This window comes from Rathayibacter sp. VKM Ac-2760 (assembly GCF_009834185.1).
Taxonomy (GTDB): Bacteria; Actinomycetota; Actinomycetes; order Actinomycetales; family Microbacteriaceae; genus Rathayibacter.
The window spans coordinates 1334025-1349168 of the sequence record NZ_CP047173.1 but is presented as its reverse complement, the minus strand read 5'-3'; the positions used below and the strand labels follow the sequence as shown (position 1 = coordinate 1349168).

Genomic DNA, 15144 nt, shown 5'->3' with positions numbered 1-15144 from the left:
CCGGGAACGGCCCCGGCGCATGGAACACTGGGCAGATGGATTCGACGTCCTTCCTCACCGACCGCTACGAGCTCACCATGGTGGAGGGCGCACTCGGCAGCGGCACCGCCGACCGGCGCTGCATGTTCGAGGTGTTCGCGCGGAGCCTCCCGCCCGGCCGCCGCTACGGGGTGCTCGCCGGCACCGGCCGCCTCCTCGAGCTGATCTCGCGCTTCCGCTTCGGGGACGCCGAGCTCGGCTGGCTGCGCGAGAACAGGGTGGTCGACGCCCGCACGCTCGACTGGCTGGCCGACTACCGCTTCGGCGGCGACATCTGGGGCTACCGCGAGGGCGAGGTGTACCTCCCCGGATCGCCCGTGCTGATCGTCGAGGCGCCCTTCGCCGAGGGCGTGCTGCTCGAGACGCTGGTGCTCAGCGTCCTGAACCACGACAGCGCCGTCGCGAGCGCCGCCGCGCGGATGGTCTCGGCCGCCGACGGCCGCCCGCTGGCCGAGATGGGCTCGCGGCGAGCGGGCGAGCGCTCGGCCGTCGCGGCCGCGCGCGCCGCCCACATCGCGGGCTTCGGCGCCACCTCCAACCTCGAGGCGGGGCGCAGCTGGGGCGTGCCGACCATGGGCACCTCGGCGCACGCGTTCACGCTGCTGCACGACTCCGAGGAGGAGGCGTTCCGCGCCCAGGTCGCGGCCCTCGGCTCCGGCACGACGCTGCTCGTCGACACCTACGACGTGACGGCCGCCGTCGACCTCGCGGTCCGGGTGGCGGGCACGTCGCTCGGCGCGGTGCGGATCGACTCGGGCGACCTCCCGCAGCAGGTCGCGGCGGTGCGCGCGCAGCTCGACGCCCTCGGCGCCACCGGGACGCGGATCACCGTGACGAACGACCTGGACGAGTACGGGATCGCCGCGCTGGCCGCCTCGCCCGTCGACTCCTACGGCGTCGGCACCTCGGTGGCCACCGGCTCCGGGCACCCGACGGCGGGGATGGTCTACAAGCTGGTCGCGCACGAGGACGACGCGGGCGAGTGGGTGTCGGTGGCGAAGAAGTCGGCGGCCAAGGCGTCGATCGGCGGGCGCAAGGCGGCCGGTCGGCGGCTGACCGAGGACGGTGTCGCCGTCGAGGAGGTCGTGCACGTCGGCGCCGGGCCCGAGGGCGCGGTCGGCGAGGACGAGCGGGCGCTGCTGGTGCCGCTCGTCGACGACGGCCGCATCCTCGCGGAGCACCTCGGCAGCGCGGGCGTCGCCGCGGCGCGCGAGCACCGGGCGAACGCCGTCGACGAGCTGCCGCAGGACGCGCTGCGCCTGGGCCGGGGCGACCCGGTCATCCCGACGCGCTACGCCTGAGCGGCGCGCACGCCTACTTCATCCGGGCGTAGATCTCCTTGCAGGACGGGCAGACCGGGAACTTCTCCGGGTCGCGGCCCGGCAGCCACTTCTTGCCGCAGAGAGCGCGGACGGGCTTGCCGGTCATCGCGCTCTCGAGGATCTTGTCCTTCGGGACGTAGTGGGAGAAGCGCTCGTGATCGCCCGGCTCGATGGTCTCCTGGTTGAGGATCTCCTCGAGCTCGCGGTCGAGGGTGGCGGTTCCTCCGCCTCCCTCGAGAGGGTCGGTGCTGCTGTTCTCGAATCGGGACGTCATGACTCCGATCCTACGCGCGGAGCACGGCGACGGACCCGTGGGCGGCCGGTTCAGTAGCGGCTGGTGAACGACACCAGCTCGGCGGCCCGGCGATCGAAGAGGACGCCGCCGAGCAGCACGCCGAGGGCGAAGACGACCACGGCGCTGCCGGCGCCCACGAGGATCGCCTGGTCGCGGTCACCGCCGAAGAAGAGCGCCTGCACCGCCAGCACCACGGACGGCGCGGCCAGCAGCAGGCCCAGCCCGAACGCGAGCGCCTGGGCTCCGGCGCCGCTCGCGCCCGGCGCCTGCGGCTGCACGAACGCGCTGTCGCCGGGCCGCGGCGCCGGGTAGGCGAGCCGGGCGGAGAGCGTGCTCGCCACTCCCGCCGGCACGAGCAGCAGGGCGGCGTTCACCGCGAGCAGGACAGGCAGCGCGTCGTCGAGCCCCGAGGTCGCGCTGGTCACCAGCGAGCCGAGCACGACGACCGGCAGGCCGAGCAGGAGGGTCGGGAACGCGCGGCCGAGCCGGTCCGACCAGCCGCGGACTCCCGCGGCGGCGTGCAGCCAGAACGCCGAGCCGTCGTAGGCGACGTCGTTGTGCAGGAACCAGCCGAGGAACAGCGCGATGAGCGGCACCGGCAGCAGCGAGAGCAGCGGGAACGGCACCCCCACCAGGGCGAGCAGCACGACGGCCACGATCGGCAGCAGCGGGACGGCGACGAGGGAGGCCTGGTAGCGCGGGTCGCGGAGCCAGTAGGTCATGGTCCGCGCGGCGATCACCCCCGTCCGGCTGCCGCCGAGGACGTCGAACCAGCCGAGGCGGAGCCCGCGCGGCGGACGGGAGGTGCGCTCCGGGCGACCGGTCAGGGTGCGCACCATCAGCCACCAGAGCGCGCCGGCCGCGGCCAGGGTGAGCAGGGCCGTCAGCAGTGGACCGGCCGCCTCCCCCGCCGCGGCCCCCGGGGCGACGGCCCAGGCGGCGCCGAACGGCGTCGGCGCCAGGGCGGCGGCCAGGCGCTCGAGCGCGCCCGCGCCCTCGCCGCCCCAGTCGAGACCGGTGACGAGCAGGAGGACGACCGGCACGGTGAGGAGGAGGACCAGGCCGAGCACGGCGAGCAGCTCACGAGCGGTGCGCGAGGCGACCAGCGCGGAGGAGGCGGCGAGTCCGATCCGCGCGAGCAGCGCGGTGGTGAGGACGCCGAGGAGCGGGCCGAGCACCGCCAGGAGCCCGGCCGCGGGGAAGATCGGGATCAGCGCGCCGCCCAGCACGACGAGGGCGAGCACCGGCGCCGAGACCAGGCCGGCCAGGGCGAGGGCCGCCGCGAGGCGACCGCTCGGGATGCCGAACAGCCGGAACGCGCGCGGATCCATCGGATCCTTCGGCCCGAGCAGGAACGGCAGCACCAGGAAGCCGAGGGTCAGCACCGCTCCCCCGGCGATCACCGCGTCGGCCGCGAGCCCGGAGCCCGGCTCGAGCGTCGAGAGACCGGCGAGCAGCCCCGCGGTCGTGACGACGACGACCAGCAGCCCGAGCAGGGCCCCGCCGGTGTGCCGCGCGCCGGAGCGGAACGCGCCGAGCAGGACGTCGAGCCTCAGCCGGAGAAGTCGTGCAACCACTGCAGCCCCTCGGCGATCTGCTTGCCGCCCGCGAGCTCGAGGAAGCGCTCCTCGAGCGTGGCCGTGCCGGCGACCTCCTCGACGGAGCCCGCGGCGAGCACGCGCCCGCCCACGATCACCGCCACGTCGTCGCAGACCCGCTCGATGAAGTCGAGGCCGTGGCTGGAGAGCACCACCGTGCCGCCGCCGGCGACGAAGCGGCGCAGCACGGTGATCACGGCGGCCGAGGACACCGGGTCGACGGACTCGAACGGCTCGTCGAGGACGAGCACCCGCGGCGCGTGGATCATCGCGCCGGCCAGCGCGACCTTCTTCGCCATGCCGGCGGAGTAGTCGGAGATGAGCCGCTCGAGCGCGTCGGTCAGGCCGAGCGCCTCGGCGAGCTCGAGGGTGCGCGCGCGCGCCGTCGGGCGGTCGATCCCGCGCAGCGCGGCGGAGTAGGCGAGGAACTGCGCGCCGGTCAGCCGGTCGAACAGGCGGAGGCGGTCGGGCAGGACGCCGATCAGCGGCTTGGCGGCCCGCGGGTCCTTCCAGACGTCGACGCCGTGCACGAGGACGCGGCCGGTGTCGGGGCGGAGCAGCCCGGTCATCATCGAGAGCGTCGTGGTCTTGCCCGCGCCGTTGGGCCCGATGATCCCGTAGAAGGTGCCGGCTCGGACGGCGAGGTCGATGCGATCGGCGGCGACGGTGCGGCCGAAGGTTCGGGTCACGGCGTGCAGCTCGAACACGACGGGGTGCTCGAGATCCGCCTCGACCGCGGCGGGAGCCGGCGACTCGGCGGGCGGAGCGTCGTCGCGCTCGGTTTCCTCGGCGTTCGTCGCGGACGTCATCCGGCTACGGTACCAACTCGCTCCGGACGCCGACGGGGCGCGCCGGGCGCCCGGCGACAGCGCCCGGCGACAGCGCCCGCTCGGGGTCGGCGACACGGCCGTGACGGACCCCTGGCCTTCGAAGTCGCGCACTGTACACTAAGGGCTGACCCAGAGAGCGATCAGGTCGCGACACATCGGTGAACGGACGCTGACCGGCGGTTGATTCGAGGAGAACACATGACGAGCACGCCCTTCCAGCGCGGCACCGCCGCCGGCGCGACCCCGACCGGGACGCCCGCGTCCGTCGTGATCCTCGCCGCGGGCATGGGCAGCCGGCTCGGCCGCTCCCTCCCGAAGCCGCTCACCCCGCTGAGCGACGGCCGCACGATCATGGGCCAGCAGTTCGACAACATCCACCACGCCTTCGGCACCGCCGTCCCGGTGAGCATCGTCGTCGGCTACAAGCTCGAGCACATCATCGAGGCGTTCCCCTCGGCGACGTTCGTCTACAACGAGCAGTACGACCAGACCAACACCTCCAAGAGCCTCCTCCGCGCCCTGCAGGCCTCCGGCCAGGGCGGCGTGCTGTGGATGAACGGCGACGTCGTCTTCGACCCGCGCATCCTCGACCGCACCGCTGACCTCATCGCGAAGGACGTCTCCTTCGTCACCGTCAACACCGCGAAGGTGTCCGACGAGGAGGTCAAGTACACGACGAGCGCCGAGGGCTACATCGACCAGCTGTCCAAGACGGTCAAGGGCGGACTCGGCGAGGCCGTCGGCATCAACTACGTCTCGGCCGCCGACAAGCCGGCGCTCATCCGCCAGCTGGCCCGGGTCGACGCCCAGGACTACTTCGAGCGTGGAATAGAGTTGGCGATCGAGCAGGACAGACTGCTCGTCGAGCCGATGGACATCTCCGAGCTCTACGCCGTCGAGGTGGACTTCGCCGAGGATCTCGAGCGGGCGAACCTCTTCGTCTGAGGCTCCTGACTGGTCCGGCTCGATCCGAGCCGTGCGAGAGGAGTCGTCTGCCGTGAGCAGTCCCGCCCGCGTCGACGACGCCGCCACGGCCGTGCGCTCGCACCGCTCGCGGGCCTGGCGCTACCGGCACTCGCTCTGGCTGCTGACGAAGCGCGATCTCACCGTCCGCTACGCCACCAGCGCGCTCGGCTACGTCTGGTCGGTGCTCGATCCGCTGGTGATGTCGGGCATCTACTACTTCGTCTTCACCGTCGTCTTCCAGCGCTCGGTGGGCGAGGACCCGTACATCGTCTTCCTGCTCGCCGGTCTGCTGCCGTGGATGTGGTTCAACCAGGCGACCTCGGATGCGACGCGCGCGTTCCTCCGCGAGGCGAAGCTCGTGCGCTCCACGTCGATCCCGCGGACGATCTGGGTCGGCCGGATCGTGCTTTCGAAGGGGATCGAGTTCGTGGCGAGCCTGCCGGTGCTCGTGCTGTTCGCGGTGATCGCGGGCGCCTCGGTGACGCCGGCGATCCTGCTCTTCCCCGTCGCGATCCTGCTGCAGGGCGTGCTCACCCTCGGCGTCGGCCTGCTCGTCGCTCCGCTCGTGGTGTTCTTCCGCGACCTGGAGCGGGCGATCAAGCTCGTGCTGCGCTTCCTCTTCTACGCCTCGCCGATCATCTACTCGACCGCGAACCTGCCCGAGGCGATCCGCCCGTGGGCCGCGCTCAATCCGCTCAGCGGGATCTTCGCGCTCTACCGCTCCACCTTCTTCGCGGGCGAGCTCGACCTGCGGCTCATCCTCGTCTCCGCGCTGATCTCCTTCCTCGTGCTGGGGCTCGGACTGATCGTCTTCCGCCGCTCCGAGCGCGCGGTGCTGAAGGAGCTGTGACCGTGCCGATCGCGCAGGACGCCCCCGTCGTCATCGCCTGCCGCGGGCTCGGGATCCGGTTCCGCCGCAACCGGCGCGGCCGCCGCTCCTTCAAGGACCTCTTCGCCGGCGGCTCGCGCCGGTCGCGGCCCGGCGAGTTCTGGGCGCTGCGCGGCCTCGACGTCGAGGTGCGGGCCGGCGAGGCGATCGGCGTCGTGGGCCGGAACGGGCAGGGCAAGTCGACGCTGCTCAAGCTCGTCGCCGGCGTCGTGCTGCCGGACGAGGGTGTCGTCGAGGTCCGCGGCGGGGTCGCGCCGCTGATCGAGATCACCGGCGGCTTCGTCGCCGATCTCAGCGTCCGCGAGAACGTCTACCTCACCGCCGGGCTGCACGGCATGTCCCGGCGCGAGGTCGACGACCGCTTCGTCTCGATCATCGAGTTCGCCGAGATCGGCGACTTCCTCGACACCCCCTACAAGCACCTCTCCAGCGGGATGAAGGTGCGGATCGCCTTCTCGGTGGTGTCGCGGCTCGAGGAGCCGATCATCCTGGTCGACGAGGTGCTCGCCGTCGGCGACAAGGCCTTCCGCGAGAAGTGCTACGCCCGGATCGAGGAGCTGCTGGCCGCCGGCCGCACGCTGTTCTTCGTCTCGCACAACGAGCGGGACCTGCGCCGCTTCTGCACGCGCGGGCTCTACCTGGACAAGGGCGCCCTGGTCCTCGACGCACCGATCGATCAGGTTCTCGCCCGGTATTCTGAGGACTACGCGCCGAAAGCGCAGCCCGCCGCGGAGTGACCGGCAGTCCGAGCCGCGGCGCCGGCGCGGTGCTCGGCGGGACACCACGACGCAGGAGTGCAGACATGTCCTCGAAGAAGGACCGCAAGGGCCGCGACGAACTCGAGACGACCGGCACCGACGTCGTCGACAACGCGCAGCTCGCCCGGATTCTCGACCGCGTCCTCGCCGTCCAGCGGCCCGCGGTGCTCGCGAACATCCGAGCCCTCCGCCGTCGTCGCCCGAACGCCACTCCCGAGCAGCTGATCACCTCGCTCGAGCGCCAGTACCTCTCCAGCGTCGCGGCCGGTGGCGCGGCCATCGGGGCGACCGCGGTCGTCCCCGGAATCGGCACCGCCGCCTCCGTCGCCCTCTCCGGCGCCGGCGCGATCGGCTTCCTCGAGGCGAGCGCGCTCTTCGCGCAGTCCGTCACCGAGGTGCACGGCATCCACGTCGAGGACCCGGACCGCGCCCGCGCGCTCGTCCTGACGCTGATGATGGGCTCCTCCGGCAGCGAGCTGGTGCGCCAGGTCGCCGGGCAGGCGACCGGGTCCGGCTCCGGGCTCAACCAGTACTGGGGCTCGGTGGTGACGAAGGGGCTGCCGTCGTTCCTCGTCGGCGAGCTGGCCGACCGGGCGAAGAAGTCGTTCGCGAAGCACTTCCTGGCGCAGCAGGGCGCGGGGCTGGTCGGCCGGGCGATGCCGTTCGGGATCGGCGCGGCGCTCGGCGGGGTCGGCAATGCGATGCTCGGCCGCAAGGTGGTGCAGAGCGCGCGCGACGCCTTCGGGCCGGCGCCGCAGGTCTTCGGCAATGCGCTCGTGATCGAGCCGACCCGCTCGCAGCGCAAGGCGCTCGCGGCCGCTCCGGCCGAGCCGCTCGACCTCCACGTCCGCGACTACGGCGGAACCGGCGAGCGCGTCGCGCTGCTGCTGCACGGGCTCGGCTCCGACTCCCGCATCTGGTACGCGCTGGTGCCGACGCTGCAGGAGCACGGCTACCGCGTCGTCGCGCCGGACCTGGCCGGGCACGGCGGCTCGCCGAAGTCGCCCGCGTACTCGGTCGAGCGCTGGGCGGAGGACGTGCGCGCCTCGGTGCTGCAGACGCCGGACCTCGTCATCGGGCACGGGCTCGGTGCGGTCGTCGCCGCGCGGCTCGCCCCGGAGTACGGCGTCGAGCGGCTGATCCTGCTCGACCCCGCCTTCTCGGACGCGAAGGGCCTCACGGCGGCGCTGCGCCGCGGCGGCTCGATCGCGCACGTCGAGAAGGGCGAGGCGGACGAGCTGCGCCACCGCCACCCGATCTGGACCGACGAGCAGATCGAGCTCGACGTCTCGGCGCACGCGCTCTGGGACCCGGAGTCCGCAGCCGGGCTGACGGCGCGCGGCGCGGCCGACGCTCCCGACACGTTCCCGGTGCCGACACTCGCCGTGCTGCCGGAGGACCCGCTGGGCCATGCGTCCCTCGGCGGCGTGCTCGCCGACCGCGGCGTCGAGGTGCGCACGGTGCCGGGCGCCGGCGCCTCGATCCTGCGCGAGGACCGCGCGGCGCTGATCGCGGCCCTCGCCGAGCACCTCTAGCTCCGGCGTCTGCGAAGTCGAATCGCTGGGGCGATCCGGTTCACCGGGTCTCGATACGCCGCTGCGCGGCTGCTCGACCAGCAAGGAGGGGCTGAGCGTCCGCCTCCCCACCGGCCGAGCCGCACCATCCTGATCGAGTAGCGCCCGCAGGGCGCGGATCGAGATCCACCCGTCGGACCTCCCCCGCTCGCACGGCGAAGGCTGAGCCGCCCGACAGGGCGGCGATCGCCCGCGGTTCGGCTCTCAGTCTTTCTTGTGAGGAGGCCGGAGTTCGGCGAGCCGCGTCGCGAGGACGATCCGGATCAGCGGGCCTCCGTCGCGCTCCTCGCCGGCGACGCGGAGGCCGATCTTCTCCGCGACGCGCCGGGAGGCGGTGTTCTCGGGATGAACGATCGCGACGAGGCGGTTCGCGAGGCCGTTCCGCCGCGCCAGCTCGAGACAGGCGGCCGCCGCCTCCGTGGCGTAGCCGCGACCGTGCAGAGAGGAGCGGACGTGGTAGCCGACCTCGAGCTCGGGAACGCCGTTGACGCTCTGCCACGTCAGGCCGCAGTCCCCCACGAAGTCGCCTCCCGCTGTCTCGATGATCCACAGCCCGACGCCGTCGCGCTCGTAGTTGCGCCGGTTCCAGGCGATCCACTCGACCGCCTCCTCGCGCGTCTTCGGGGCGGGGTAGTACCGCATCACCGCCGCGTCGCCGAGGAGCTCGGCGAGGAGATCGAGGTCCGCTTCGGTCATCTCGCGGAAGTGCAGGCGCGCAGTAGCGGAAGGCAGCATCCGCGCCACGCTACCGGCAGGGTCGTGTTGGACGCGGGTCTCGATACGCCGCTGCGCGGCTACTCGACCAGCAAAGGGGTGCTCGACCCGAAGGGGGGGAGGCCTTCTACTTCTCGGCCTTGGCGGCGGCCTTGGCCGCCTGCTTCGTGGCGCGGACCTTGGCGAGGGACTCGGGCGAGACGATGTCGGCGACCGAGCGGAACGAGTCCTCCTCGCCGTAAGCGCCCGCCGCCTCGCGCCAGCCCGCGCCCTCGAAGCCGCGGCGCTTGCCGAGCAGGGCGACGAAGATGCGGGCCTTCTGGTCGCCGAAACCGGGGAGCGCCTTGAGCCGCGTGAGGACCTCGCGGCCGTCGGGGTCGTCGCGGGTCCAGATCGCCGAGGCGTCGCCGTCCCAGTCGTCGACGATCGCGCGGCAGAGGGTCTGCACTCGGCCGGCCATGTTCGCCGGGTAGCGGTGGATCGCCGGAGGCGTCCGCGACAGCTCCGAGAAGCGGTCCTCGTCGAAGTCCGCGATCGCTGCGGCGTCGAACGACGACCCCTCCTCGGCGAGGCGCTCGGAGAGCTTCAGCGGCCCCGAGAACGCCGTCTCCATCGCGACCTGCTGGTCCAGCAGCATCCCGATCAGCAGGGCGAGCGGGTCGCGGGTGAGCAGCGCGTCGGCGTCGGCGTCGTCGGTGATGTGCAGGGCGGAGTCGGCGGTCATCCTCCAGGGATACCACGGACGGCGGGACCGCCGCCGAGCAGTGCCCGGACGGTGCGGTCGATCGTGCTCAGAGCCGCGCTCAGCTCGAGGTCGCTCGCGCTGCCGTAGCCGAGCACGAGCGCCTCCTCCCCTGCCCGCTCGGCGAGCGCGTAGTCGTCCAGCGGCGCGACGAGGAGCCCCTCGGCCGCGAGCGCCGCCACGACCGCCGTCGCCTCGAGCGGCTCGGGCAGGCCGAGCACGACGTGCAGCCCGCCGTCGAGCCCGCGCGCGGAGCCCCAGTCGATCGACTCGGAGAAGTCGCGGACCAGCCCGCGCCGGTGCGAGTAGCGCCGCCGCGAGCGGGTCAGGTGCCGCCGGAAGCCGCCGCCCGCCATGAACGCGGCGAGCGCCTCCTGCGTCGGCCCCGAGACGGAGGCGTCGCGCTCGGCGTCGACCTGCCGTACCGCCCCGTGCAGCCAGGACGAGGGCGGCAGCGCCAGGTACGCGACCCGCAGCCAGGGCGACACCGTCTTCGAGAACGACCCGACGTGCGCCACTCCCCCGCCGCCGTCCAGCGACGCGAGCGCCGGGAGCGGTGCGCCGACGTAGCGGAATTCGCTGTCGTAGTCGTCCTCGATCACCAGGAGCCGCTCCGTCGCTGCGCGGCGCACCAGCTCGAGGCGGGCGGCGAGCGCCAGACGCCCTCCGGTCGGGTACTGGTGCGACGGAGTGACGATGACGACGTCGGCGCCGCTCGTCGCGAGCGCATCCAGGTCGATCCCGTCGGCGTCGACCGGGACACCGACGACCTCGTGCGCCTCTGCTCGCAGCCGTCGCCGGACCGCCGGGTAGCCCGGGTCCTCGACGGCGACCCTCACCGGCCGGCCGAGCGCCGCGGCGGCCGCCCGCACCAGGAGTGCGACCGCGTCCGCGGTTCCGCTCGTCACGAGGACGTCCTCGGCGTCCACGTCGATGCCGCGCGAGCGCCGCAGCTGCTCGGCGATCTGCGTCCGCAGCCCCGCGTGCCCCGCCGCCGAGGGCAGCTCCGAGGGCGGAGCCGAGAGCGCCGGCCGCCAGGCAGCCCGCCACTCCGGCCCGTCGAGGTCGCGCGTGTCCGGGCGCCCCGGCCGCAGATCCAGCCGGACCGGCAGCGGCACCGCCGCGGACTCCGCCCGCTCGAACCGTGACCGGATCGGCACGACGACCCCGTCGGCCGCCACCGTCACCGCCGCGCGCGGGTGCGCCACGAGGTAGCCCTCGCCGACCAGCTGATCGACCGCCGCGACGACCGACCCGCGGGACACTCCCAGCTGCTGCGCCAGCACCCGGCTCGACGGGATCGCCTCTCCGGCCGCGTAGCGTCCGTCCAGCACCGCGACCCGCAGCGCCTCGGCCAGCCCCGAGCGGACCGACCCTCGCTCCGGCAGGCGCAGCAGCAGCGGCACCTCGAGATCACCGGACGCCATCGCACTCCCCCGATCTGGACCACTCGATCCGTGGCTCCCTGGTATTCTCGCAGATCCAGCACGCCCACGATCCTCGGAGCATGGACACCCTCAGCACCACCGACCGCACCCGCGTCACCCGCCTCCGCGACCGCCAGAGCATCGACCGCGGCGCCCTCGACGCCCTGCTCGACGAGGCCCTGATCGCGCACGTCGCCGTCGTCCGCGACGGAGTCGCGATCGTGCTGCCGATCCTCTTCGCCCGCGACGGCGACGACCTGCTCCTGCACGGCTCGAGCGGAGGCGGACTGCTGCGCGAGGCCGCCCGCGGCTCCGTGCTCACCGTCGCGGTGACCCTCGTCGACGGGCTCGTCGTCGCCCGCTCCGCCTTCGACAGCTCGATGAACTACCGCTCCGCGATGATCCTCGGCCGCGCCGAGGCCGTCGAGGGCGACGAGAAGCCCCGCGCCCTCGAGCTGCTGACCGCGCGCTTCCTGCCCGGCCGCACCGCCGAGACCCGCCCGAGCACCGCCCGCGAGATCGCCGCGACCCTCGTGCTCCGCCTCCCCCTCGCCGAGGCCAGCCTCAAGATCCGCGCCGCCGGCCCCTCCGACGACGCCGCGCAGACCCCCGGCGTCTGGGCAGGCACCGTCCCGCTCGTGACGAGGACCCTCCCTCCGGTCCCGGCGCCGGGTTCCGCCTCTCAGGTCCCCCCGTCCGCCACCGCCTTCACCACCACGGTCGACAGCGCGGTGCCGCCCTTCCGCTGACCCCGCGCGTGCCGACCGCCTCGCCGCGGAGACGAGCGTCCAGACGTGTACCCGCCCTTGCTGATCGAGTAGCTCGCGAAGCGGGCGCATCGAGATCCACCGGCGTTCGGACGAGGGTCTGCAGACCCGCGCTGCTGACGGGGGTGGGTCTCGATACGCCCCTCCGGGGCTACTCGACCAGCAAGACCGCGCCTCCGCCCGACACGAGGCGCCGGTGCGGCATCTCGTCGCATCTGCTGGCCGAGATCCACCAGCGTTCGGACGGGGGTCTGCAGACCCGCACTGCCGACGGGGGTGGGTCTCGATACGCCCCTCCGGGGCTACTCGACCAGCAAGACCGTGCCTCCGCCCGACACGAGGTGCGGGTGCGGCGTCTCGTCGCACCTGCTGACCGAGATCCACCAGCGTTCGGACGAGGGTCTGCGGGCCCGCACTGCTGACGGCCCGTCCGGGGCTACTCGACCGGCAAGAGCGCACCTCCGCCGGACACGAGGCACGGGTGCGGCGTCTCGTCGCGGCTCCTGGCTCGGGTCTGGCGGGCGCGCCGCAGGCGCGCGGGAAGGAGCCGCGACGAGACGCCGTACCCGCGCCGTCGCGAAGCGACGCGCAGCGACGCCACCCCGAGAGGGCCCTACTTCGCGTCCTGCCTCGGGAAGACGACCTTCTGCACGACGATGATGACCGACGCCGCCACTGGGATCGCCACGAGCGCCCCCAGCACGCCGGCGAGCGTCCCACCCGCGACGGCCGCGATGACGACGACCGCTCCCGGCACCGACACGGCCCGGTTCATGATCCGCGGGCTGAGGATGTACGCCTCGACCTGCATGTAGACGAGGTAGTAGATCGCCGCCACGAGCGCCGTCACCGGGGAGGCGAGCAGGCAGGCGAGCGAGATGATGATCGCGCCCGAGATCGTGCCGACCAGCGGGATCAGCGAGCCGAGGAACGCGACGCAGGCCAGCAGCGCCGGCACCGGCCCGCCGATGATGAGCAGCAGGATGAAGGTGAGCACGCCGTTGACCGCGGCGAGCGACACCTGGCCGACGACGTAGCGACCGACCGCGCCGGTGATCTCCTCGCCGACCTCGCGCGCCTTCGGGCGGTGCGAGGCGGGGGCGAAGCGGTAGGCGACGGACTTCATCGAGCGCAGCGAGGCGAGGAAGTAGAGGGTGAGGATCAGGACGATGATCGCGCCGGTGACGCCGCTGGCGATGCCGGTGCCGACCGCGAGGATCCCACCGCCGAGCGAGAGCAGGTTGTTCGGGTTGCCGATGAAGCTCTGCACGTTGCCGATCAGCGCATCGACCTCGACGACGCCGCTGAGCTGCCGCTCCAGGTCGAGCACCCAGGGCTGCGAGGCGATGTCGTTGACGATGCGCGGGGCGCTGGTCACGAAGATCGTCAGCTGCTCGATCAGGATCGGGATGATGTAGAGGAGCAGTCCGGCGAAGATCAGCAGCACCGACGCGAGCACGATGGTGATCGCGAGGGCGCGCGGGATCTTCTTGCTCTCCAGCCAGGAGACGAGCGGGTCGAGCCCGAGGGCGAAGAACAGCGCGACGAAGACGTACGTCAGCACGGTGCTCAGCGAGACGACGAGGCCGCCGACGACGAGAGCGACCAGCACGCCGAGGCCGCCGAAGAGGCCGATGCGGAACGAGCGGATCGTGAAGACCGGCTTCTCCGGGTCGGTCGACACCACGATGTCGGGCTCGACGGCGGGCTGGGCCGGCGCGTCGCGGCGCCGGCGGGAGCGGGCGAAGGCGCGCGGGGTGATCATGCGTCGAGCGTAGCGGGGCGCGGACGGGCCCCCGCGCCGTCAGGACAGGCTTGCTCAGCGCTCCGGATCGTGCTCGTCGACGACCGGATCGTCGCGGTGGAGCTCGGCGTGGCGGTCCCACTCGGCGAGCAGATGCTCGATCGCGGCGTGGAAGCGGCGGGTGGCCGCCCCGGGAGCGGTGTCGCCGAAGTAGTGCGCGACCCAGTGCTCGAGGCGGGCGACGGCCGTCTCGTCGTGCTCGACGCTCTCGAGCCGCGGGACGACGGCCGCCGCGTCCTCAGCGCGCAGCCACTCCGCATCGCCCAGGTAGCCGGACTCGTCGACCTGCGCCGCGGGGCTGATCGGCCGGGTCACCAGCAGGGGCCGGCCGGTGGCGAGCCGGTCGTAGACCATCGCCGAGACGTCGAGCACCGCGATGTCGGCGGTGAGCTGCCAGCCGAGCTCGGCGGAGGTGTCGTGCACGTGCCGGGCGGTCGGGTCGGCCGCGTTGGCCGCCGCGATCAGGGCGACGATCTCGCGGTCGGCGGCCCCGTAGTCCGAATCGACGGCGCCGCTGCGCGGGTGCGGCCGGTAGACGAGGCGGTAGCGGCGGTCGGCGAGCAGGGCGCGGCTGAGCGCGACGCCGTGGGTGCGGATCGAGCCGTAGCCCGCGGCGGGGCGGTCGCCCTCCCAGGTGGGCGCGTAGAGGACGACGCGGCGCCCGTCGGCGGGGTAGGGCGTGCGGCCGCCCACGTGGTCGGCCTGCGGGCGGCCGATGGCGAGGGCGCGCTTGTCGAAGTCGAAGTCCCAGAGGACGCGCCGCAGGCGGGCGAGCGCGGCGTCGCCGGCGATGAAGCTGTAGTCGTACGCCTTGAACTGGTTGGTCGTCATGTACATCTTGTCGCTCTCGCCGTGGTTGACGAAGACGTGCCAGCGGCGCCCGTAGCGCATCATCTGGAAGTTGCGGGAGTTCTGGTTGACGTAGAGGACGAGGCGGAGCGGCTGCTCGTCGATGGCGGTCTCGAGGTCGGCGACGGAGCGCACGTGCGCGACCGGCACCGGGCTCTCGCGCAGCAGCGCGCGGGTCGCGGTGGCGTTCCGGGAGAGGATGACGACCGGGTGCGTCCTCGACAGCTCCTGGAGCGGCGCGTACCACTGGCGCAGCTGGTAGAGGTTGATGTCGCCGTCGGCGAAGTAGACGCCGATCTCGAAGACTCCGGGCGTCAGCGGGGCTCGCCCGGCGATCTCGCGGGCGACGTCCTGGCGCGCTCGCCGGGCGGTGAGCAGATCGCGGGCCACTCCGCGCGCCAGCGTCGCATCCCGGAGGAGGCGGGCGAGGAGGGCGCGGGGGGCGGGCGTCATCGGTCCAGGCTACAAGCCGGGGTCCGGGCTGCCGCCCGAGGAGCCCGCGCAGCGGGGCGTGCTTGCTGATCGAGCAGCCCGCGCAGCGGGCGTATCGAGATCCGCCGTCGTCGGAGG

General features: G+C 73.2%; 14 protein-coding genes. 6 read left to right on the top strand and 8 right to left on the bottom strand.

The genetic code is table 11. The annotated features are described in order from the left end of the window. The first annotated feature begins 35 nt into the window (after positions 1-35). Positions 36-1340 carry a nicotinate phosphoribosyltransferase gene (locus tag GSU72_RS05985; RefSeq protein ID WP_159984222.1) on the top strand — a complete coding sequence of 435 codons (1305 nt, stop codon included), beginning with the start codon at positions 36-38 and terminating at the stop codon, positions 1338-1340. Between the two features lie 13 nt (positions 1341-1353). On the opposite strand, the gene GSU72_RS05980 is transcribed toward GSU72_RS05985, so the two are convergent. The 3 genes from GSU72_RS05980 to GSU72_RS05970 are packed head-to-tail and all read right to left on the bottom strand — an operon-like array spanning position 1354 to position 4063. Continuing rightward, positions 1354-1635: a DUF3039 domain-containing protein gene (locus GSU72_RS05980; protein WP_159984221.1), complete on the bottom strand. Its 282-nt coding sequence runs from the start codon at positions 1633-1635 to the stop codon at positions 1354-1356. A 50-nt stretch (positions 1636-1685) separates the two neighbouring features. After that, a complete protein-coding gene (locus GSU72_RS05975) occupies positions 1686-3233 on the bottom strand; it encodes an ABC transporter permease (protein WP_159984220.1) in 1548 nt (515 codons plus the stop codon). Next, positions 3209-4063 carry an ABC transporter ATP-binding protein gene (locus GSU72_RS05970; protein WP_159984219.1) on the bottom strand — a complete coding sequence of 285 codons (855 nt, stop codon included), beginning with the start codon at positions 4061-4063 and terminating at the stop codon, positions 3209-3211. Before GSU72_RS05970 ends, GSU72_RS05975 begins: the two co-directional genes overlap by 25 nt. A gap of 288 nt (positions 4064-4351) precedes the next feature. Here GSU72_RS05970 and GSU72_RS05965 point away from each other — a divergent pair, with 288 nt between their 5' ends. The 4 genes from GSU72_RS05965 (at position 4352) to GSU72_RS05950 (ending at position 8232) form a co-directional block, all read left to right on the top strand. Then, positions 4352-5029 (top strand): NTP transferase domain-containing protein, encoded by a 678-nt coding sequence (locus GSU72_RS05965; protein WP_279631743.1) that lies wholly within the window; start codon positions 4352-4354, stop codon positions 5027-5029. Positions 5030-5081: 52 nt separating this feature from the next. Continuing rightward, the gene (locus GSU72_RS05960; RefSeq protein WP_244256003.1) at positions 5082-5900 is read left to right on the top strand and encodes an ABC transporter permease; all 819 of its coding nucleotides are present in this window, start codon (positions 5082-5084) and stop codon (positions 5898-5900) included. Further along, on the top strand, positions 5897-6676 hold the full coding sequence (locus GSU72_RS05955) for an ABC transporter ATP-binding protein (protein ID WP_244256002.1): 780 nt from the start codon (positions 5897-5899) through the stop codon (positions 6674-6676). Before GSU72_RS05960 ends, GSU72_RS05955 begins: the two co-directional genes overlap by 4 nt. 65 nt (positions 6677-6741) lie before the next feature. Continuing rightward, positions 6742-8232, top strand: a complete 1491-nt coding sequence (locus tag GSU72_RS05950; protein WP_159984217.1) for an alpha/beta hydrolase — start codon at positions 6742-6744, stop codon at positions 8230-8232. 243 nt (positions 8233-8475) lie between these two features. Here GSU72_RS05950 and GSU72_RS05945 read toward each other — a convergent pair whose 3' ends face one another. The 3 genes from GSU72_RS05945 to GSU72_RS05935 all read right to left on the bottom strand — a co-directional run bounded on the left by GSU72_RS05945 (position 8476) and on the right by GSU72_RS05935 (position 11154). Next, the gene (locus GSU72_RS05945) at positions 8476-9006 is read right to left on the bottom strand and encodes a GNAT family N-acetyltransferase (protein ID WP_159984216.1); all 531 of its coding nucleotides are present in this window, start codon (positions 9004-9006) and stop codon (positions 8476-8478) included. 106 nt (positions 9007-9112) lie between these two features. Further along, the gene (locus tag GSU72_RS05940; protein ID WP_159984215.1) at positions 9113-9709 is read right to left on the bottom strand and encodes an HhH-GPD-type base excision DNA repair protein; all 597 of its coding nucleotides are present in this window, start codon (positions 9707-9709) and stop codon (positions 9113-9115) included. Next, positions 9706-11154, bottom strand: coding sequence for a PLP-dependent aminotransferase family protein (locus GSU72_RS05935; RefSeq protein WP_159984214.1), 1449 nt, complete (start codon positions 11152-11154; stop codon positions 9706-9708). The genes GSU72_RS05940 and GSU72_RS05935 overlap by 4 nt, the downstream gene beginning before the upstream one ends. A gap of 80 nt (positions 11155-11234) precedes the next feature. On the opposite strand from GSU72_RS05935, the gene GSU72_RS05930 reads away from it, so the two are divergent. Continuing rightward, on the top strand, positions 11235-11903 hold the full coding sequence (locus GSU72_RS05930; protein WP_159984213.1) for a pyridoxamine 5'-phosphate oxidase family protein: 669 nt from the start codon (positions 11235-11237) through the stop codon (positions 11901-11903). Between the two features lie 631 nt (positions 11904-12534). Here the strand turns inward: GSU72_RS05930 and GSU72_RS05925 are convergent. Continuing rightward, entirely contained in the window at positions 12535-13686 is a 1152-nt protein-coding gene (locus GSU72_RS05925; RefSeq protein ID WP_159984212.1) for an AI-2E family transporter, read from the bottom strand. A gap of 54 nt (positions 13687-13740) precedes the next feature. Continuing rightward, positions 13741-15027 (bottom strand): hypothetical protein, encoded by a 1287-nt coding sequence (locus GSU72_RS05920; protein WP_244256001.1) that lies wholly within the window; start codon positions 15025-15027, stop codon positions 13741-13743. Positions 15028-15144: the final 117 nt, after the last annotated feature.

Bases quoted from the DNA above. Each gene is read 5' to 3' on its own strand.
- GSU72_RS05985 (WP_159984222.1), top strand. From the start codon at position 36: ATGGATTCGACGTCCTTCCTCACCGACCGCTACGAGCTCACCATGGTG.
- GSU72_RS05980 (WP_159984221.1), bottom strand. From the start codon at position 1,635: ATGACGTCCCGATTCGAGAACAGCAGCACCGACCCTCTCGAGGGAGGC.
- GSU72_RS05970 (WP_159984219.1), bottom strand. From the start codon at position 4,063: ATGACGTCCGCGACGAACGCCGAGGAAACCGAGCGCGACGACGCTCCG.
- GSU72_RS05950 (WP_159984217.1), top strand. From the start codon at position 6,742: ATGTCCTCGAAGAAGGACCGCAAGGGCCGCGACGAACTCGAGACGACC.
- GSU72_RS05945 (WP_159984216.1), bottom strand. From the start codon at position 9,006: ATGCTGCCTTCCGCTACTGCGCGCCTGCACTTCCGCGAGATGACCGAA.
- GSU72_RS05940 (WP_159984215.1), bottom strand. From the start codon at position 9,709: ATGACCGCCGACTCCGCCCTGCACATCACCGACGACGCCGACGCCGAC.
- GSU72_RS05935 (WP_159984214.1), bottom strand. From the start codon at position 11,154: ATGGCGTCCGGTGATCTCGAGGTGCCGCTGCTGCTGCGCCTGCCGGAG.
- GSU72_RS05930 (WP_159984213.1), top strand. From the start codon at position 11,235: ATGGACACCCTCAGCACCACCGACCGCACCCGCGTCACCCGCCTCCGC.
- GSU72_RS05925 (WP_159984212.1), bottom strand. From the start codon at position 13,686: ATGATCACCCCGCGCGCCTTCGCCCGCTCCCGCCGGCGCCGCGACGCG.
- GSU72_RS05920 (WP_244256001.1), bottom strand. From the start codon at position 15,027: ATGACGCCCGCCCCCCGCGCCCTCCTCGCCCGCCTCCTCCGGGATGCG.